The organism is Pseudomonas fluorescens, assembly GCF_005938625.1.
Taxonomy (GTDB): domain Bacteria; phylum Pseudomonadota; class Gammaproteobacteria; order Pseudomonadales; family Pseudomonadaceae; genus Aquipseudomonas; species Aquipseudomonas fluorescens_BD.
The window spans coordinates 1-18,684 of the sequence record NZ_VCNJ01000019.1; the positions used below are offsets into that span (position 1 = coordinate 1).

An 18,684-nucleotide genomic window follows, 5' to 3' on the forward strand; every position below is an offset into this window, starting at 1 on the left:
CGGGGAGATCAGGCGTTGAAAAATATTCTTCAGACGACAAGATCATATGTAGGAGTGAACCTGCTCGCGATAGCGGTGGTTCAGTCGACTTCGAGTTGACTGAACCACCGCTATCGCGAGCAGGCTCACTCCTACAGGGATTGGTGGGCCTTAGATAAGGCTCTCTTGCAGATGGCTACGCAGCGCCTGCAACTCCGCTTGCAGGTTTTGCAGGCGTTCCAGAGAAAAACCGCTGGCGCCAAGGATACATTGTGGAACGGTCTGGGCTTTTTCTTTCAACACTCGGCCTTGCTCGGTCAGCTCGACAATCACCACCCGCTCATCCTCACGACTGCGTGTGCGGCTGAGCAAGCCTTCGCCTTCCAGTCGTTTGAGCAGCGGTGTCAGCGAGCCGGGATCGGTCAACAGGCGCGTGCTGATTTCTCCGACGGTCAAGCCATCCTTCTCCCACAGCACCATCATCGCCAGGTACTGCGGATAGGTCAGGTTCAAGGCTTGCAGCAGCGGCTTGTAGACCTTGGTCATCATCAATGAGGTGGAGTGCAGGGCGAAGCAGGCCTGATTATCCAGCAGCAGGTCGTCGCAGGTGTCGCGTTCGGAAGTCATGTCAAAGCCTTGTTCGGTGATGGTCATGAATCTAGCGCTCGAATCTTTAATGCGCCAGATAATTTTCCGGCGTTAGTGCCGTCCCAGATCTCGCTGCAACGCCAGATCCCAGGGCGGTACAGGACTGAAGCGGGTCTTGAGGTATTCCAGAAGCAGGCGGCTGCGCGAGTTGGTTTGTTGCTCCATGCGCAGCGCGTAGATGCCGGTGGACTCCGGCTTCGGTAGACCGCTTTCGCAGAACAGCGGCAGCAATTCACCGCGCAACAAATATTCGCTGGCCAGCCACGTCGGCAGATGCGCGATGCCCAACCCGGCGAGGGCGCCACACACCAGCGCTTCGGCATTGTTGGCGCTCATGCGGATGCGCGCCGGGCGGTGCAATTGCATCTGCCCGTCCTGTTCGAAACGCCAAGCGAAGGGTGGGGCAAGGCCCTCCCAATCCAGACCATCATGCTCACCGAGTTGCGCCGGACTGCCGGGCACGCCCCGGCGTTTGAGATAGTCAGGACTGGCGCAAGCAATGCGCACCATACTCGCTAAGGGCGTGGCCACCAGCCGGGTATCTGCCATCTGTCCGGCACGCAGCACCAGATCAACCTTGCCCAGGTTTGAGCCGCCCATGTCGACGAAACTGTCGATCAGATGCAGTTGCACATCGAGCCCCGGGTAGAGGACGAGAAAGTCAGCAATCACCGGCGCCAGATGCCGTCGTCCAAACGCTGCGGGTGCATCGATGCGGATCAGGCCTTCTGGTGCACTGCTCAGCGATACGGCTTCGGCCCGGGCCAGTTGCAATTCGGCAACGATCCGTCGCGCACGTTCGGCAAACGCCAGACCGGCTGGCGTTGCGCGTACGGCATGGGTGCTGCGAACAAATAACTGGCTGCCGACGGCGCTTTCCAGGCTGTCGATCCGCCGGGCGACGGCCGAGGGTGTCAGCGGATGACGGCGCGAGGCGGCTGAAAAGCTGCCGCTTTCCAACACATCGAGAAACAGCCCGAGTTGATCGGTCAATTGATTGGGATTCATATCGGCTCAACGCTTGTGCGGAATCGGCATAGCCATTGTGCGTTGCTGTGCGTTTCCCCGCCAGCCATGACTGCGTAGGATTAATCGCCTGACGTAGGAGGAACTCAGCTGTGATGGAGTTTTTGTTGTACCTGTTGTTTGGCGCTGCCCTTGGCACACTTGGCGGCATCTTCGGCATCGGCGGCGGCTTGATCGCCATTCCGTTGCTCGGCGTGTGGTTTGGTCTCGATCAGCAAATCGCCCAAGGCACGGCGCTGGTCATGGTGGTACCGAACGTGATGCTGGCGCTGTGGCGTTATCACCAGCGCAATCGCATCGAACTGCGGCACGCGTTGCCCTTGGCGGTGATGGGCTTCTGCTTTGCGTGGATCGGTTCGATCTGGGCGGTGGGTATCGATGCGCAAACCATGCGCATCGGCTTTGTCGCGTTCCTGGTGGCGCTGTCGGCGTACAACCTGCTGAAGATGTTCGGCAAGCAACCCGGTGCGACTTCCGAAATGCGCTATTCCTGGCCGTGGCTTGGCGTGCTTGGCGCGGCGTCCGGGACCATGGGCGGTTTATTCGGTGTCGGCGGCGCGGTGGTGGCAACGCCGGTGCTGACCAGCCTGTTCGGCACCACGCAAGTGGTTGCTCAAGGCTTGTCGCTGGCGCTGGCCTTGCCAAGCACCGGCGTGACCCTGGTGACTTATGCGGCGCACCACGAAGTGGACTGGATGATCGGCCTGCCGCTGGCCATCGGTGGTCTGGCCAGCATCAGTTGGGGAGTCAAAGTCGCCCACGCCATGCCGGAAAAACTCCTGCGTGGGCTGTTCTGCGGTTTCCTGGTGCTGTGTGCGGTGATGCTCGCGTTTAAGGTTTAAAACCTTCGACGATGTGCTCGGCCAGGCACTCGGTGATCGGCGACGGATTGTTCAAATTGCGGATCAGCATGATGCTGGCTTCGGGCAACAGCGGCAGATCTTCGGCGGCGCCAAGGATGCGCATGTCCGGGGTGATCAGGCTTTCCAGTTGCGCGGTGATCGCCAGACCTGCGCTCACCACCGCCATCAGCGCCGACAGGCTGGTGCTGTTGTAAGCGATGCGGTATTCGCGGCCCATCGCATCCAGCGCATTGCACGCCCACAAGCGGCAGAAACAATCACTGTTGAACATCGCCAAGGGCAACGGCGTTTGTTCGTGGGCGCTGAAGTTTTGCGCTTCGGCCCAGACGAAACGCTCCTTGCGCAGCAACTGGCCGATCTCGTTGCCCGGTTCGCGGGTAACGATCGACAGGTCCAGGTCAGTGCGCTGCAACAGTTGTTTGGTCGACTCGCAGTGCACTTCGATCTGGATCAACGGATAGAACTGCGCAAACCGCGACAGAATCCCCGGCAGAAAACGCATCACGTAATCGTCCGGCGTACCGATGCGCACCGTGCCGACCATGTGCGGCTCGCGCAAGGTGTTGAACACTTCACTGTGCAGCTTGAGGATGCGCCGCGCGTAACCGAGCAGCACCTGGCCTTCAGCGGTCAGTCGCACTTGGCGCCCATCGCGCTCGAACAACTGACGCTGCAACACGTCTTCTTCCAGACGCTTCATCTGCATGCTCACCGCTGATTGCGTGCGGTTGACCATTTCGCCGGCGCGGGTGAACCCACCCTGATCAGCAATGGCGACAAAGGTGCGCAGAACATCGGTATCGATACTGGGGTAGGCCGACAATTGATGAATCTCCGTGATGCATGCCATCAGAAACATTCGTTGGATTGATCTTAGCGCCGGCGCGAGACTTGAGCCATCCACAAAGGAGGCAACACGATGAAAGGTCAAAGAGAGTACGTAGACGAATCAAAATTTTCCGGCCACGGCCATATCGTTTCCGACCTGCTGCACAAGTTTAGCCGCTGGTACGAACTGCACCGTGAACGCGAGTTGCTCGCCAGTCTGAGCGACGAAGCGTTGAAAGACATCGGGGTCAGTCGTGCCGACGTTGAACACGAAGCCGTGCGGCCGTTCTGGGATGACCCGATGCATAAATGACCCGCTGCATAAATGATCAGCAGAGCGCTACACAAACCAACTTCAAGTGAGGTAGGTTGCGAGCAGACAAGGAGATGTTCATGCCCGCGACTCTGGCCTTTTCCCTCAAACAGGCGCGACGACTGGCGCTGGCAGCCCAAGGGTTCAACGGGCGCCAGCCGCCGACTGTCAAAGCCGCTCACGTCAACCGGCTGATCGAACGGCTGGGCGTGCTGCAAATCGACTCCGTCAACGCCGTGGTGCGCTCGCACTACCTGCCGCTGTTTTCCCGTCTCGGTTCCTATTCTTCCGACTTGCTCGACCAGGCTGCCTGGAGTTCGGGGCGACGTCGTACGCTGTTTGAATACTGGGGACATGAAGCGTCATTGCTACCGCTGTCGATGTATCCGTTGATGGCTTGGCGGATGCAGCGAGCCAGGCGCGGCGAAGATATCTATCAGCAACTGGCGAAATTCGGTCGCGAGCAGCAGGACGTGGTTCGCCGGGTGTTGAGTTCGGTTGAAGAGCAGGGCGCGTTGGGTGCCGGCAGCCTGTCGACTCGCGAAGACAAGGCCGGACCGTGGTGGGACTGGAGCGCGGAAAAGCATGCGCTGGAGTGGTTGTTTGCGGCCGGTGAAGTGACGGTGGCGGGGCGGCGTGGTTTTGAGCGTTTGTATGATTTGCCGGAGCGGGTGATTCCATCTTCGATTCTGCAACAGGCGTTGCCTGATGAGGCCGAGGCACAGCGTGGTCTGTTGCTGCACGCGACGCAGGCCTTGGGCGTCGGTACTGAAAAAGACTTGCGCGATTACTTTCGTCTGAATCCGGCGGATGCGCGTCCGCGTCTGGCGGAGTTGGTCGAGGCCAAGCAACTGCAGATGTGCGAAGTCGCCGGTTGGCGCCAGATCGCTTATTGCCTGCCGGAGCCGAAAGTCCCACGCAAGGTGTTGGCCAGTGCGTTGTTATCGCCGTTTGATTCGTTGATCTGGGAACGCAGCCGGACTGAGCGCTTGTTCGACTTTCGCTATCGACTGGAGATTTATACGCCGCAGGACAAGCGGGTTTACGGCTATTACGTGTTGCCGTTTTTGCACAACGAGCGGATTGCTGCGCGGGTCGATTTGCGCGCCGAGCGGGCGGCGGGGCAGTTGGCGGTGCATGCGGTGCACGAAGAGGAAAAGGGCCTGGATGATGATGGGATGTTGGCGCTGGCGCTGAACTTGCGGCAGATGGCGGATTGGCTGGGGCTTGCGCGGATGCAGGTGAATTGTCAGCGCGAGAGTGCGGCGCGGTTGCGGGTGGCATTGGCAGAGATTGGCGGTGTCTGAGCCGGTCTCTTCGCGAGCAAGCTCGCTCCCACATGGGTTGTGTGTACGACACAGGTCCAGTGTGGGAGCGAGCTTGCTCGCGAAAGTGGCGACGCGGTCTAGCGGCGAACCTGTTTGAGGGTTTCGGCAATCAAAAACGCCAACTCCAGCGACTGATCGGCATTCATCCGTGGATCACAGTGCGTGTGATAGCGGTCCGACAAGCCATCTTCGGTAATCGGCCGCGCGCCACCGATGCACTCGGTGACATTCTGCCCGGTCATCTCGATATGAATGCCGCCGGCGTAGCTGCCTTCGGCTTCGTGCACCTGGAAGAACTGTTTAACTTCACCGAGGATCTGCGCAAAGTCGCGGGTCTTGTAGCCGCTGCTGGCCTTGATGGTGTTGCCGTGCATCGGATCGGAACTCCACAGCACCTGCTTGCCTTCACGCTGCACCGCGCGGATCAGCGCTGGCAGGTGATCACCGACCTTGTTGGCGCCCATCCGCGCAATCAGGTTCAGACGGCCCGGATCGTTGTCCGGGTTGAGCACATCGATCAGGCGGATCAGGTCGTCGGGGTTCATGCTTGGGCCGACCTTGACGCCGATCGGGTTGTTCACCCCGCGCAGGAATTCGACATGCGCGCCGTCGAGCTGACGGGTGCGGTCGCCGATCCACAGCATGTGCGCCGAGCAATCGTAGTAATCGTTGGTCAGGCTGTCGCGGCGCACGAAGGCTTCTTCGTAATTGAGCAGCAACGCTTCGTGGGCGGTGAAGAAACTGGTTTCGCGCAGTTGTGGCGAGCTGTCCATGCCGCAGGCGCGCATGAAGGCCAGGGTTTCATCGATGCGGTCGGCGAGGTGGCTGTACTTCTCGGCCAGCGCCGAGTTGGCGATGAAATCGAGATTCCACTTGTGCACCTGATGCAGATCGGCAAAGCCGCCCTGAGCGAACGCCCGCAGCAGGTTCAGTGTTGCGGTGGACTGGTGATAGGACTGCAGCAGACGTTCCGGATCCGGCACGCGGCTCTTTTCGTCGAAGCCGATGCCGTTGACGATGTCGCCGCGATAAGCCGGCAGCGTCACGCCGTCGATGGTCTCGTCATTGGCCGAGCGCGGTTTGGCGAACTGACCGGCCATGCGCCCGATCTTGACCACCGGGCAACCGGCGGCGAAGGTCATGACGATCGCCATTTGCAGCAACACTTTGAACGTGTCGCGAATCTTCGCTGCCGAGAACTCGGCAAAGCTTTCGGCGCAATCGCCGCCCTGCAACAGGAATGCCCGGCCCTGAGTGACCTCGGCAAACTGCCGGCGCAGCTCACGCGCTTCGCCGGCAAACACCAGTGGCGGGTAACTGGCCAGGGTTTGCTCGACCTGGCGCAGGTGCGCGGCGTCGGGGTATTGCGGTTGTTGCTGGATCGGCAGGGCGCGCCAGCTGTCAGGGCTCCACGGTTGGCTCATCACGGTCTCTAATTGGTTCTACGCACGGGAAGCCCATGGTAGCAGCAATTAGTGCGTGACCTGCTCCCGCCCCATCACCGACAATCGCCGCTTTGCCACGGCGCCACAGCGGTGCCATCGCGTCACCGCGCCCGGTGACCATCAGGAGACGAAATGACTGAGGAGCGCGTCGAGCATCTGCTCGCCGAAGTACAGGATGAGTTCGGCGTGATTCGCGTGCTGGAAGTGGCTGATTACCGCTTTCTCGAGTTCGGCGATGCGATTGAGCAGAGCTGCGTGTTCACGGCTGATCCGAGCTGGCTCGAATACGATTACACCCGGGCGATGCTGATCGGTGCGTTGTGCCATGAGCAACCGGAGAGTGCGCTGTTTCTTGGGCTGGGTGCCGGCACGCTGACGCAGGCCTGTCTCAAGTTCCTGCCGCTGGACGATGTCGAAGCCATTGAACTGCGTCCGGATGTGCCGCGTCTGGCCATCGAATACCTTGGGCTGGACGATGATCCACGGCTGTACATTCGCGTCGGCGATGCGCTGGAGTTGCTGCCGAGCGCTGAACCGGCGGATCTGATTTTCGTCGACCTGTATACCGATGTCGGCCCGGGTGTCGGCCATCTGGCGTGGAGTTTCCTCGGTGACTGTCAGAAACGGCTGAATCCGGGCGGTTGGCTGGTGATCAATCAGTGGGCCACCGATGATGGCAAGCCGTTGGGCGCGGCGTTGTTGCGCGGGCTCTATCACCGGCACTATTGGGAATTGCCGGTGAAGGAGGGCAACGTGATTCTGATTGTGCCGGCGGATCTCGATCAGGTGCTGGACATGCAGGCGCTGACGGCCCGGGCTGAAGCGCTGGCGCCGCGGTTGGGGTACTCGTTGCAGTCGTTGATCAACAGTATTCGCCCGGCCACCTGAGGCGTCGGTGCTGGCCCCATCGCTGGCAAGCCAGCTCCCACAGGGTTCGCGCCGTACGCAAAATGTGTGAACGACTCGGTCAATGTGGGAGCTGGCTTGCCAGCGATGGCGCCACGACAGACGCCATAATTTTCAGATCCCCCTGAAGACTCCAGGCCGCCGCTCCACCAACGACCTGACCCCCTCCTTGGCATCCTCACTGGCCAACAACTTCTTCACCAGCGCCGGCAACCCTTGCGCCGCCGCCGTCTCACCCTCATACCGCGCCTGCCGCGCCGACATCAACGTGGCCTGCACGCCCAACGGCGCCTGCCGGGCAATCCGCTCAGCCAACTCAATCGCCCTCGGCAACAGGTCTTCACTGGCCATGACTTCCTGCACCAACCCCAGATGCAAGGCATCGTGCGCATCAAACTCATCCCCGGTCAGCAACCAGCGCATGGCATTGCCCCATCCGGCGACTTGATGAAAACGTAAAGTCGCGCCACCAAAAGGAAAAATCCCACGCTGCACTTCCATTTGTGCAAAGCGGGTATTGCTCGCGCACAGGTTAATGTCGGCGGCCAGCATCAACTCGATGCCAATGGTCAGGCAATAACCTTGCGCGGCGACAATCACCGGTTTGCTCACCCGTGGTCCGACGAAAACACCCCACGGATCGCAGCCGCCGGTCGGAACCTGCCAGCCTTGGGCGAGGGCGGAGCTGGCATTGACCAGATCCAGACCGGCGGTAAAGTGTTCGCCGTGGCCGAACACTATCGCCACCCGCGCTTCACTGTCCGCCTCGAACTCGCCATAGGCCAGGCTCAGGTCATTCAGCAGGTTGAGGTCGAATGCATTGCGCTTGGCCGCTCGATCAAGGCCGATCAGGTGGACGTGACCACGGCGTTCACGGCTGACGCCGCCGGGGCAGGGCTGATTCATGGCGAAATCCTCGGGCAGGAAGGGCGGGTGCGGCGACGGAATGCCGCATGTCGATGAATCGTTTAAGCGTCATCGCCCGCAGGGCCGGGCCTTTGAAAAATAGACCTTGGCGCGATTATCCGCAAAACCCCGTTACACAGCGGTGACACAGGTATTTTGGCAATAAAAAAAGCTCCCTTTTTTGGCAAAATCCGGTATAGTGCGCGCCGGCCTTTAACCGGGCCGCGTTTAGGTAGCGCAATTTCCCGAAGTCAGCTTCGGCTGCACGTCCGCATTGCGGGCTCTTCCCGGACGATTCTTTTTTTCATTCATTCGTTTTCGCAAATCCCCGCCGACAAAGCTGCCAGGGCGACTCTTGAGTCTCAACACGGCATGCGCAGCTTTGGAGCATGGGTCTTTGCGGATGCACTTAGAGGCAGACCCATGACCCAGGAAACCGGCGGATTCGCCGCTTTTAATCTTAACCCGAATATTCTTGCAGCCGTCGCAGCGACCGGCTACGAAGAGCCTTCGGCGATTCAGCAGCAATCGATCCCGATCATCATGGCCGGCCAGGACATGATTGGCCAGGCGCAAACCGGTACCGGTAAAACCGCCGCGTTCGCACTGCCTATCCTGCACCGCATCGATCCTGCCAAGCGCGAACCGCAAGCCCTGATCCTGGCGCCAACTCGTGAGTTGGCGCTGCAAGTAGCAACCGCTTTCGAAACCTACGCCAAGCAAATGCCGGGCGTTACCGTTGTGGCCGTTTACGGCGGCGCGCCGATGGGCCCGCAACTGAAAGCAATCCGTAATGGCGCACAGATCGTTGTCGCCACTCCGGGCCGTCTGTGCGACCACCTGCGTCGTGACGAAAAAGTGCTGTCGACCGTGAACCACCTGGTTCTCGACGAAGCTGACGAAATGTTGAAGCTGGGCTTCATGGATGACCTGGAAGTCATCTTCAAGGCTCTGCCAGCGACCCGTCAGACCGTTTTGTTCTCGGCTACCCTGCCGCAGTCGATCCGCGCCATTGCCGAACGCCATCTGCGCGATCCGCAACACGTGAAGATCCAGACCAAGACCCAGACCGTTACCGCGATCGAACAGGCTCACCTGTTGGTTCACGCTGACCAGAAGACTTCGGCCGTTCTCAGCTTGCTGGAAGTGGAAGATTTCGACGCGCTGATCATGTTCGTGCGCACCAAGCAAGCGACCCTGGATCTGGCCAGCGCCCTCGACGCCAAAGGCTACAAAGCCGCGGCGCTGAACGGTGACATCGCCCAGAACCAGCGTGAGCGCGTCATCGACTCGCTGAAAGATGGCCGTCTGGACATCGTTGTTGCGACCGACGTTGCTGCCCGTGGTCTGGACGTTCCGCGCATCACTCACGTGTTCAACGTTGACATGCCGTACGACCCAGAGTCCTACGTTCACCGTATCGGCCGTACTGGCCGTGCCGGTCGCGAAGGTCGTGCACTGTTGCTGGTGACTCCACGTGAGCGCCGCATGCTGCAAGTGATCGAGCGTGTAACCGGTCAGAAAGTTGCCGAAGTACGCCTGCCGGACGCTCAAGCTGTTCTCGATGCGCGCATCAAGAAACTGACCAACAGCCTGTCGCCGCTGGTCGCTGATGCCGAATCGACTCACGGTGAGCTGCTGGATCGTCTGACTGCAGACATCGGCTGCACTCCGCGTGCTCTGGCTGCTGCGCTGCTGCGCAAAGCCACCAACGGTCAAGCGCTGAACCTGGCTGCTATCGAGAAGGAACGTCCACTGGTGCCGAACAACGCACCGCGTGGCGACCGTCCTGAGCGCACCGGTGATCGTCCTGATCGTGGTGACCGCGAGCGTCGCGCGCCAATGCCTTTGGGCGAAGGCCGTGCTCGTTGCCGTACCGCGCTGGGTGCGCGTGACGGTATCGCTGCCAAGAACCTGCTGGGCGCCATCCTCAACGAAGGCGGTCTGGCCCGTGAAGCGATCGGTCGCATCCAGGTGCGTGACAGCTTCAGCCTCGTCGAGCTGCCGGAAGATGGTCTGGACAAACTCCTGACCAAACTGAAGGACACTCGCGTTGCCGGTAAGCAGCTGAAACTGCGTCGCTACCGCGAAGATTGATCCGCCTTTGGGCTGATTGATCGAGCATAAAAAATCCCCGACTGGTTCGGGGATTTTTTTTGCCTGCCTGAAAGATCAAAAGATCGCAGCCTTCGGCAGCTCCTGCAGAGGGAACGCATTCCAAATGTAGGAGCTGCCGAAGGCTGCGATCTTTTGCTTTTAACCGAAGCGATAGATGTCCATCCCTAACGCACCCATCGTGAAACCCTTGTGCGCCACGCTGAACTCTCCCCCCGCGCCCCGGGCAAAATACAACGGCAACAAATGCTCATCGCTCGGATGGCTGCGCACCGCATGCGGCGCCTGCTGGCGATAATCATGCAGCGCCGCCTCATCGTCGGCCGCCAACTTCTCGATCACCCAGTCACGGAAATCCCGCGCCCATGGCTCGACACTTTCCGGGCCGGCGTGCCAGTCGAGTTCACGCAGGTTGTGGGTGATGCTGCCAGAGCCGATCAGCAAAATGTCTTGATCACGCAGACTCGCCAGCGCGCGGCCGACCCGGGTTTGCAGCGCCGGGCCAGCGCGACTCGGCAGCGATACCTGCACCACTGGAATATCCGCCTGTGGGTACATCAGCGACAACGGCACCCAAACCCCATGATCGAAAGGACGTTGCGGATCGAGGCGGGCAGGCAGGTTATTGGCAGTCAGCAAATCAGCCACTTGGGCAGCCAGTTGCGGATTGCCCGGCGCCGGGTACTGCACTTCAAACAACGCACGCGGAAAGCCGCCGAAGTCGTGCCAGGTTTCCGGTTGCGTATTGCTGCTGACCAGCAACTCGTGGCTTTCCCAATGCGCAGAAACAATCACGATGGCTTTGGGCTTCGGTAGTTCGGCGGCCAGACGCGCCAGCGCCGGGCCACTGGCGCCTGGTTCCAGCGCCAGCATGGGCGAACCATGGGAAATAAACAGGCTGGGAAACATGATGGGTTCCTGAGCGTTAAGATGGCCTCATCTTCATTCAGATCATTGATCTAAATCTAATATAAGTTTTAACGCTTTTTGATCGAATTATTGGGAGTGATGCATGCAACCTGAGTTTTGGCACAAGAAGTGGGCTTCGGGGCAGATTGGTTTTCATCTGCCCGAGGTGAACCCGTATCTGCAGCGGCACTGGGCGGCCCCGGCATCGGCGCGGGTGCTTGTGCCTTTGTGTGGGAAAAGTCTGGATCTGGCGTGGCTGGCAGGGCGCGGTCACAGGGTGCTCGGGATTGAACTGTCGGGAAAGGCTATCGAAGACTTTTTCAGTGAGCATCAGGTACAGCCACAGATCAGCGAGAGAGGCGCATTCAAGGTCTATCGCAGCGATGCCATCGAGTTGTGGTGCGGGGACTTCTTCGCGCTGACGGCGAGCGATGTGACCGATTGCACAGCGTTGTACGACCGCGCCGCGCTGATTGCCTTGCCAGCGCCGATGCGTGAGCGTTATGCGGCGCATCTTCAGCGGATTCTCCCGCAAGGTGTACAAGGGTTGCTGATCACGCTGGATTACGATCAGGCGCAGATGCCGGGGCCGCCGTTTGCGGTGGGGGATGATGAGGTGCAGCGGTTGCTGGGGGATGCCTGGCAGGTGCAAGTGCTGGAGGCGCAGGATGTGCTGGCTGAGAGCTGGAAGTTCCTGCAGGCAGGCGTGACGCGGCTGGAGGAGCGGGCTTACCGCGTTTCTTCCCGATAGTTTGTTGGCGCCCTTACGGGCCTCTTCGCGAGCAAGCTCGCTCCCACAGTGATTTGTGCTGTTGCGCAGATTACATAAGCACCAACTATCTCTGTGGGAGCGAGCTTGCTCGCGAAAGGGCCGGCACTGTCGCCGCATAATCCAGAGGTATAAAAAAGGCCCGCATCACTGCGGGCCTTTGCATTGTTACCGGTTGGATCAACCGCGACGACGCAGCGCGTCGATACGCTCTTCCAGCGGCGGGTGGCTCATGAACATGCGGGCAAAGCCCTGTTTGATGCCACCGTTGATGCCAAAGGCGTTCAGGGTGTCCGGCATGTGCACCGGCAGGCCCTGCTCGGCGCGCAGGCGTTGCAGTGCACCGATCATTGCGCTGGTGCCGGCCAGACGGGCGCCGGCTTCGTCGGCACGGAATTCGCGCTTGCGCGAGAACCACATGACGATCGCACTGGCGAGAATGCCCAGTACCAGTTCGGCGAAGATGGTCGCCACGTAGTAGGCGATGCCCTGGCCTTCTTCGTTCTTGAAGATCACTTTGTCGACGAAGTTGCCGATGATCCGCGCAAAGAACATTACGAAGGTGTTCACCACGCCCTGGATCAGCGCCAGGGTGACCATGTCGCCATTGGCAACGTGACCGATTTCGTGGGCCAGTACGGCTTTCACTTCATCGGGCGAGAAACGCTCGAGCAGGCCTTGGCTGACCGCGACCAGCGCGTCGTTCTTGTTCCAGCCGGTGGCGAACGCGTTCGCTTCATAGGCCGGGAAAATACCGACTTCGGGCATCTTGATCCCGGCTTCGCGGGACAGTTGCTCGACGGTTTGCAGCAGCCATTGCTCATGCCGGGTACGTGGCTGGCTGATGATCTGGGTACCGGTGCTCATTTTCGCCATCCACTTGGAGATGAATAGCGAAAACAGCGAGCCGGCGAAACCAAAGACCGCACAGAAAACCAGCAGCTGACTAAGGTCGAGATCAACCCCGTTGGCCGCCATGAACCCGTTGAAGCCGAACAGGCTCAGGGTGATGCTGGCTATCAGCACGACCGCCAGGTTAGTGGCCAAAAACAGCAGGATGCGCATCATGGTTGTAGAAATCTCCTCAAGCTAAAGATGTAGCGTACTGCGGGGTATATAAGGTGCCGCACCGGGCTATTCAACTGAGTGACTATTTCAAACTGTGTCCTGCAGCGGATTCTTCGGTGCTCGGCACATTTCCCACGACAGATAACGATAGGGATGACGGCCAGCCGCGACCCGTCGCCATTACCTTGGGCGCTGGTAAGCGGTATGAATCGCAAGTGTAGAAGGCGTGTGCAGACGCGGAACGCAGAAGTGTTGCTGAATCAGACAGTGCGCAACGTTTCGCCGTTGCGCACTGCTGGCCAGTTACTGGCGGTAGGACTTGAGGAAGTTGCCGATACGGCCGATGGCCATTTCCAGATCGTCGACGCGCGGCAGGGTGACGACGCGGAAGTGATCCGGCCACGGCCAGTTGAACGCCGTGCCTTGCACCACCAGCAGCTTCTCGGAGAGCAGCAGGTCGAGGACGAATTTTTCGTCGTTGTGGATCGGGCAGACCTTCGGGTCGATTTTCGGGAACGCATACAGTGCGCCCATCGGCTTGACGCAGCTCACGCCCGGAATGTCGTTGAGCAATTCCCAGGTGCGGTTACGCTGCTCCAGCAGGCGACCCTGCGGCAGCACCAGATCATTGATGCTCTGGTAGCCGCCGAGCGCGGTCTGGATTGCATGCTGGCTCGGCACGTTGGCGCACAGGCGCATGTTGGCCAGCATGTCGATGCCTTCGATGTAGCTCTGGGCGTTGTGTTTCGGCCCGGAGATGGCGATCCAGCCGGAGCGGAAACCCGCTACGCGGTAGGACTTCGACAGGCCGTTGAAGGTCAGGCACAGCAGGTCCGGAGCCAGCGACGCGGTGCAAATGTGCACGGCATCGTCATACAGAATCTTGTCGTAGATCTCGTCGGAGAACACCACCAGGTTGTGCGCGCGGGCGATTTCCAGCATGCCCAGCAACACTTCCTTCGAATACACCGCGCCGGTCGGGTTGTTCGGGTTGATGATCACCATGGCTTTGGTGTTCGGGGTGATCTTGGCCTTGATGTCGGCCAGATCCGGGAACCAGTCGGCGCCCTCGTCGCACAGGTAATGCACGGCATTGCCACCGGCGAGGCTGACGGCGGCGGTCCACAGCGGATAGTCCGGGGCTGGCACCAGCACTTCGTCGCCGTTGTTGAGCAGCGCTTGCAGCGACATCACGATCAGCTCGGACACGCCGTTGCCCAGATAGATGTCTTCGATGCCGACACCTTCAACATTCTTCTGCTGGTAGTACTGCATCACCGCTTTGCGCGCGCTGAACAGGCCTTTGGAGTCACTGTAGCCTTGCGCGGTCGGCAGGTTGCGGATCACATCCTGGAGGATTTCGTCCGGCGCTTCGAAACCAAACGGCGCCGGGTTGCCGATATTCAGCTTGAGGATGCGCTGGCCTTCCTCTTCCAGTCGTTTGGCGTGCTTGAGCACCGGGCCGCGAATGTCATAGCAGACGTTGGCGAGCTTGTTCGATTTGCTGAACTGCATGGCGATGTGATCCCGAAAATGAACGATCCAGGCGGCGGGTGGACAACCGTACTGGGATTCCTGCGTCTTCACGCAGGCGGACGTCTTGAGCCGTGGCTCCCATAATCCGTTTGAATGCGCCCGGTCTGGCTGCCAGACTGGTGCGTGACGAGGCGCAATCATACGTGCCGCCCGATCCGTGGAAAAGGTACAGATCGGGCTTTTTCAGCCGCTGAGGTGTGATGATGGAAAAGTTGGAAAAAACCCTGGAAGAATGGCGGGCGATGCTCGACCCCGAGCAATACAACGTTTGTCGTCTGAGTGCGACCGAGCGGCCGTTCTCCGGCAAATATAACGACACCAAGACCGACGGTGTCTACCACTGTGTTTGCTGCAACGAAGCGCTGTTCGACTCCAAGACCAAATTCGATTCCGGCTGCGGCTGGCCGAGCTTCTACGCGCCGATCGGCGAAAGCGCCATGACCGAAATCCGTGATACCACTCACGGCATGATTCGCACGGAAGTGAAGTGCGCGTGCTGTGATGCGCATCTGGGCCACGTATTCCCCGACGGCCCGCCGCCGACCGGCCTGCGTTATTGCATAAACTCGGTGTGCCTGAACCTCGAGCCGCGCGCATAAACGATTGAAGGCGACCTTCGGGTCGCCTTGTTATTCGATAATTAAATTGCACGCAATTTAATTGCTCGCTATGTTTGGCCTTTCCTGACTGTCTGCGGAGCCCAGTGCCATGAGCGACAACCTGCTGAACATTCCTTGCACCACGATCAAAGGTGAGCAAAAGACCCTGGCTGATTTCGCCGGCAAAGCGGTTCTGGTGGTCAACACCGCGAGCAAGTGCGGCTTCACCCCGCAATACAAAGGCCTCGAAGAACTGTGGCAGACCTACAAGGATCAAGGCTTGGTCGTGCTGGGCTTTCCGTGCAATCAGTTCGGCAAGCAGGAACCGGGTAACGAAGGCGCAATCAGCGAGTTCTGCGAGCTGAACTTCGGCGTCAGCTTCCCGCTGTTCAAGAAGATCGAAGTCAACGGCGCCGGCGCTCATCCATTGTTCGTGCAGTTGAAGAAACGCGCCCCGGGCGTACTCGGTTCGCAAGGCATCAAGTGGAACTTCACCAAGTTCCTCATCGGCAAGGACGGCCAGTTGGTCAAGCGCTTCGCCCCGGCCACCAAGCCGCAGGATCTGAGCCGCGAGATCGAAGCCCTGCTCAAATGAACAGCTTGCCGGTTGATTCGCTGAAGCTCGACAGCCAGTTGTGCTTCAAATTGTACGCGGCGTCCCGGGCGGTGATTCGCGCCTACAAACCGATGCTCGATCAGCTCGGCCTGACGTATCCGCAATATCTGGCGATGCTGGTGTTGTGGGAATGGCAGGACGCCGCGCCGGAGCAACCGACCGTCAAGGCCTTGGGCGAACGCCTGGCGCTGGACTCGGGCACGCTGACGCCGTTGCTCAAGCGTCTGGAGCAGTTGCAATGGGTGCAGCGCCAGCGTTCGACGCGCGACGAGCGGGAAGTCCATCTGAGCCTGACGCCCGCAGGGCAAGCCTTGCGCGAGCAGGTCGGGCCGCTCAAGGCCCGGTTGCTGTGCGACAGCGGGGTGGATCTGGATCGCCTCAACGACTTGCGTGACGGCCTCGATCACTTGTTGGGGCAGATCAGAGCGCTGTCGTAGTCGGGATCCATTGATCGAGCAGTGCCGCCAGTTCCTCACGGCGGAACGGCTTGGCCAGATAGTCGCTCATGCCGGCGGCGCGGCAGCGTTCGCGTTCTTCGGACATGGCGTTGGCGGTCAGGGCAACGATCGGCAGATGCGGCCAGCGCCCGCTCTGGCGAATCTGCCGGCTGGCTTCGTAACCGTCCATGACCGGCATGTTGCAGTCCATCAGCACCAGATCGAATTCGTGATATTCCAGTTGATCCAGCGCTTCGGCACCATGGGCGGCGACGATGACCTCGCAGCCCAGTTTGCCGAGCATGCCTTTGGCCACCAGTTGATTGACCGGGTTGTCCTCGACCAGCAGCACCCGCCCACGCCGTATCGAGGGAGCGGTTTCGAGCTGCGCGTCGTTAATGGCAACGACGTCCGGTTGCAGGGTGCGCCGCAGGTTCTGGTAGAGCGCGTTACGCGCCAACGGTCGTGCCTGTTGTTGCAGAGGGGCGAGCGCAGCTGCTTCTTCGCTCGGCAGAAAGCTGCCGTAGGCGGTCACCAGCAAAATCGGCGCAACGAGCGTCGGGCGCAGGCCGAACAGGCACTCAGGGCAATCGGTGATCACCACATCTGGGGTCAGGCCCAGCAGTGAGTCATCGATGGTGCGTTGCTCGTATGTAAGTCCCCACACCGGTAGCAGGCTTTGAAGCAGCTCCGCCAAGCCACTGCTGGCGGCGGTGATGGCGAGGATTTTCCCGTGCAGCGGCGCAGGTGCCAGCGCGCGGGTATGACAGGGCAGTGGCAACTCGGCACAGAACTGACTGCCAAACCCGGTCTCGGAACTGATGGTCAGGCGCCCCTGCATCGCTTCGCAAAGGTTATACGTCAGCGCCAGTCCCAGCCCGGTGCCGCCGTACTGTCGAGTGATGCCGGCACCCGCTTGAGTGAACGGCTGGAAGATTTTCAGCTGTGCGTCCTGGGCGATACCGATGCCGGTGTCGCAGACCTCGATGCGCACGCCATCCCTGTAGGTCGACAAGCGCACATCCACCCGGCCGAAGCGGGTGAATTTCAGCGCGTTGGACAGCAGGTTGCTGACGATCTGCCGGACCCGGGTCGGATCGCCCAGCACCAGTGCCGGGAAGTGCGGATCGATCAGGCAGGTCAGCTCGACGCTCGGCGCGGCATTCTGCGACAGCAGGTTGGCGGTGTCTTCGATCAACGAGCCAAGATCGAAAGGGATGTGCTCGAGCTCCAGTTGCCCGGCATCGAATTTCGACAGGTCGAGGATATCGTTGAGCAACTCGACCAGCACCTTGCCCGAATCGTGGGCGATCGACAGCTGTTGCTGTTGTTCGGCGTTCAACGGGCCGTCGAGTGACAGTGCGATCATCCCCAGCAGGCCGTTGAGCGGCGTGCGGATTTCATGGCTCATGTTGGCAAGGAATGCCGAGCGGGCCTCGGCCATTTCCAGAGCGGTGCTGCGGGCGACTTCGAGTTCCTGATTGGACTGGCTGAGCCGCGCGTTGATTGCCTTGAGTTCGGCGGTGCGCGCCGAAACGATGTTTTCCAGTTGCCCGAGGTAGTCGGTAAGGCGGTTTTCGGCGTTGCGCCGCTGCTGGATCTCGGTGGCAATGTTCTCGAATTGCTGGTTGGCGACTTTGACCAGCACGCCGATTTCATCGTTACCGTGGCCGGACGGGCACTCCAGTGTGGTCGGTTCGGCACTGCGCGGGTCGCGCCCGCTGAGTTCGCGGATCACCCGTACCAACGGTTTGGTCAGCATCACGTAGAACAGCGCCAACAGGATGCCGGTGAGAATCAGGCTGCGGGCGAAACCATTGAGCAAGGTGACCTCGGCCCGGCGCAGAAAGCGGCTGCCGAAGGCATAGGTGTCGACCTCCAGGCTCAACACCCCGAGCGATTCGTTGGGCAGATGATCCAGATACAGACGATCCTCGAACTGGCGCTTGGCGCCAAACAGGAAGTCGCTGATCACCCGATAACCGCTTTGCAGTTCCGGGCGTTTGACGCTGGCCAGCACCGTGCTGTTGTTGTCGATCAGTTGCGCAGAGATGATTGCCGGTGAGCGCAACAGGCCCAGGGTCAGTTCCTGTGCCAGTTCGGCGTCGATGTTGTAGGCGATCCGTGAGGCCGGGTTATGGCTGATTTCCAGCAAAGACAGGATTTCACGGTTGATGGAGGCGTCTTCACTGGCATAATCGATGCCGATTTGCAGCAGGCTGAGCAGCGTGCCCAGAATGAACCCGACCAGCACAGTAAGCCTGGCTTGCTTGTAAGACAGCCGGTGGGTGAATTTGATATCCATGGGGTGTTGAACCACTTCCGTTTCCCTTCGCTGCTCAAGCATAGTCGATCATGTATGGATACCGAGGTTCCCGAATCGCCTTGTAACA

The 18,684-nt window shown here is 60.1% G+C and carries 18 protein-coding genes; 9 read left to right on the plus strand and 9 right to left on the minus strand.

Going from position 1 to position 18,684, the window contains the following annotated elements; translation table 11 throughout:
- Positions 1-150: 150 nt before the first annotated feature.
- Both FGA82_RS12915 and FGA82_RS12920 read right to left on the minus strand, forming a co-directional pair.
- Complete coding sequence (locus FGA82_RS12915; protein ID WP_171057277.1) at positions 151-606, minus strand: MarR family winged helix-turn-helix transcriptional regulator; 456 nt, start codon at positions 604-606, stop codon at positions 151-153.
- Positions 607-678: 72 nt separating this feature from the next.
- Positions 679-1,635 (minus strand): LysR family transcriptional regulator, encoded by a 957-nt coding sequence (locus FGA82_RS12920; RefSeq protein WP_141127355.1) that lies wholly within the window; start codon positions 1,633-1,635, stop codon positions 679-681.
- A 110-nt stretch (positions 1,636-1,745) separates the two neighbouring features.
- On the opposite strand from FGA82_RS12920, the gene FGA82_RS12925 reads away from it, so the two are divergent.
- Positions 1,746-2,495, plus strand: coding sequence for a sulfite exporter TauE/SafE family protein (locus FGA82_RS12925; protein WP_171057275.1), 750 nt, complete (start codon positions 1,746-1,748; stop codon positions 2,493-2,495).
- Here FGA82_RS12925 and FGA82_RS12930 read toward each other — a convergent pair.
- Positions 2,485-3,339, minus strand: coding sequence for a LysR substrate-binding domain-containing protein (locus tag FGA82_RS12930; protein ID WP_171057278.1), 855 nt, complete (start codon positions 3,337-3,339; stop codon positions 2,485-2,487). The two genes, FGA82_RS12925 and FGA82_RS12930, sit on opposite strands and share 11 nt — an antisense overlap.
- A gap of 96 nt (positions 3,340-3,435) precedes the next feature.
- On the opposite strand from FGA82_RS12930, the gene FGA82_RS12935 reads away from it, so the two are divergent.
- Both FGA82_RS12935 and FGA82_RS12940 read left to right on the plus strand, forming a co-directional pair.
- Positions 3,436-3,657 carry a DUF1127 domain-containing protein gene (locus FGA82_RS12935; protein ID WP_007908607.1) on the plus strand — a complete coding sequence of 74 codons (222 nt, stop codon included), beginning with the start codon at positions 3,436-3,438 and terminating at the stop codon, positions 3,655-3,657.
- Between the two features lie 80 nt (positions 3,658-3,737).
- Positions 3,738-4,964 (plus strand): winged helix-turn-helix domain-containing protein, encoded by a 1,227-nt coding sequence (locus tag FGA82_RS12940; RefSeq protein WP_141127358.1) that lies wholly within the window; start codon positions 3,738-3,740, stop codon positions 4,962-4,964.
- A 98-nt stretch (positions 4,965-5,062) separates the two neighbouring features.
- Here the strand turns inward: FGA82_RS12940 and FGA82_RS12945 are convergent, their stop codons facing one another.
- A complete protein-coding gene (locus FGA82_RS12945) occupies positions 5,063-6,409 on the minus strand; it encodes a class II 3-deoxy-7-phosphoheptulonate synthase (protein ID WP_141127359.1) in 1,347 nt (448 codons plus the stop codon).
- 153 nt (positions 6,410-6,562) lie between these two features.
- Between FGA82_RS12945 and FGA82_RS12950 the strand changes: the two genes are divergently transcribed.
- Positions 6,563-7,318 carry a spermidine synthase gene (locus FGA82_RS12950; protein ID WP_141127361.1) on the plus strand — a complete coding sequence of 252 codons (756 nt, stop codon included), beginning with the start codon at positions 6,563-6,565 and terminating at the stop codon, positions 7,316-7,318.
- A gap of 132 nt (positions 7,319-7,450) precedes the next feature.
- On the opposite strand, the gene FGA82_RS12955 is transcribed toward FGA82_RS12950, so the two are convergent.
- A complete protein-coding gene (locus FGA82_RS12955; protein ID WP_141127363.1) occupies positions 7,451-8,242 on the minus strand; it encodes a crotonase/enoyl-CoA hydratase family protein in 792 nt (263 codons plus the stop codon).
- A 423-nt stretch (positions 8,243-8,665) separates the two neighbouring features.
- Here FGA82_RS12955 and FGA82_RS12965 point away from each other — a divergent pair, with 423 nt between their 5' ends.
- A complete protein-coding gene (locus FGA82_RS12965) occupies positions 8,666-10,339 on the plus strand; it encodes a DEAD/DEAH box helicase (RefSeq protein ID WP_008088238.1) in 1,674 nt (557 codons plus the stop codon).
- Positions 10,340-10,498: 159 nt separating this feature from the next.
- Here FGA82_RS12965 and FGA82_RS12970 read toward each other — a convergent pair whose 3' ends face one another.
- The gene (locus tag FGA82_RS12970) at positions 10,499-11,266 is read right to left on the minus strand and encodes a DODA-type extradiol aromatic ring-opening family dioxygenase (protein ID WP_141127365.1); all 768 of its coding nucleotides are present in this window, start codon (positions 11,264-11,266) and stop codon (positions 10,499-10,501) included.
- Between the two features lie 103 nt (positions 11,267-11,369).
- Between FGA82_RS12970 and FGA82_RS12975 the strand changes: the two genes are divergently transcribed.
- Positions 11,370-12,017 carry a thiopurine S-methyltransferase gene (locus tag FGA82_RS12975; protein WP_141127367.1) on the plus strand — a complete coding sequence of 216 codons (648 nt, stop codon included), beginning with the start codon at positions 11,370-11,372 and terminating at the stop codon, positions 12,015-12,017.
- A gap of 198 nt (positions 12,018-12,215) precedes the next feature.
- Here the strand turns inward: FGA82_RS12975 and htpX are convergent, their stop codons facing one another.
- Together htpX and FGA82_RS12985 are read right to left on the minus strand one after the other, a co-directional pair.
- On the minus strand, positions 12,216-13,103 hold the full coding sequence (htpX, locus tag FGA82_RS12980) for a protease HtpX (RefSeq protein WP_007908619.1): 888 nt from the start codon (positions 13,101-13,103) through the stop codon (positions 12,216-12,218).
- Positions 13,104-13,406: 303 nt separating this feature from the next.
- A complete protein-coding gene (locus FGA82_RS12985; RefSeq protein ID WP_007908620.1) occupies positions 13,407-14,618 on the minus strand; it encodes a pyridoxal phosphate-dependent aminotransferase in 1,212 nt (403 codons plus the stop codon).
- Between the two features lie 224 nt (positions 14,619-14,842).
- Here FGA82_RS12985 and msrB point away from each other — a divergent pair, with 224 nt between their 5' ends.
- From msrB to FGA82_RS13000, 3 genes are all read left to right on the plus strand, one after another.
- Positions 14,843-15,238 carry a peptide-methionine (R)-S-oxide reductase MsrB gene (gene msrB, locus FGA82_RS12990; protein WP_141127368.1) on the plus strand — a complete coding sequence of 132 codons (396 nt, stop codon included), beginning with the start codon at positions 14,843-14,845 and terminating at the stop codon, positions 15,236-15,238.
- 109 nt (positions 15,239-15,347) lie between these two features.
- Positions 15,348-15,833 carry a glutathione peroxidase gene (locus FGA82_RS12995; protein ID WP_034155230.1) on the plus strand — a complete coding sequence of 162 codons (486 nt, stop codon included), beginning with the start codon at positions 15,348-15,350 and terminating at the stop codon, positions 15,831-15,833.
- Positions 15,830-16,291 (plus strand): MarR family winged helix-turn-helix transcriptional regulator, encoded by a 462-nt coding sequence (locus FGA82_RS13000; protein ID WP_141127370.1) that lies wholly within the window; start codon positions 15,830-15,832, stop codon positions 16,289-16,291. Before FGA82_RS12995 ends, FGA82_RS13000 begins: the two co-directional genes overlap by 4 nt.
- On the opposite strand, the gene FGA82_RS13005 is transcribed toward FGA82_RS13000, so the two are convergent.
- Entirely contained in the window at positions 16,275-18,596 is a 2,322-nt protein-coding gene (locus FGA82_RS13005; RefSeq protein WP_141127372.1) for a hybrid sensor histidine kinase/response regulator, read from the minus strand. The genes FGA82_RS13000 and FGA82_RS13005 overlap by 17 nt on opposite strands.
- Between the last annotated feature and the right edge of the window lie 88 nt (positions 18,597-18,684).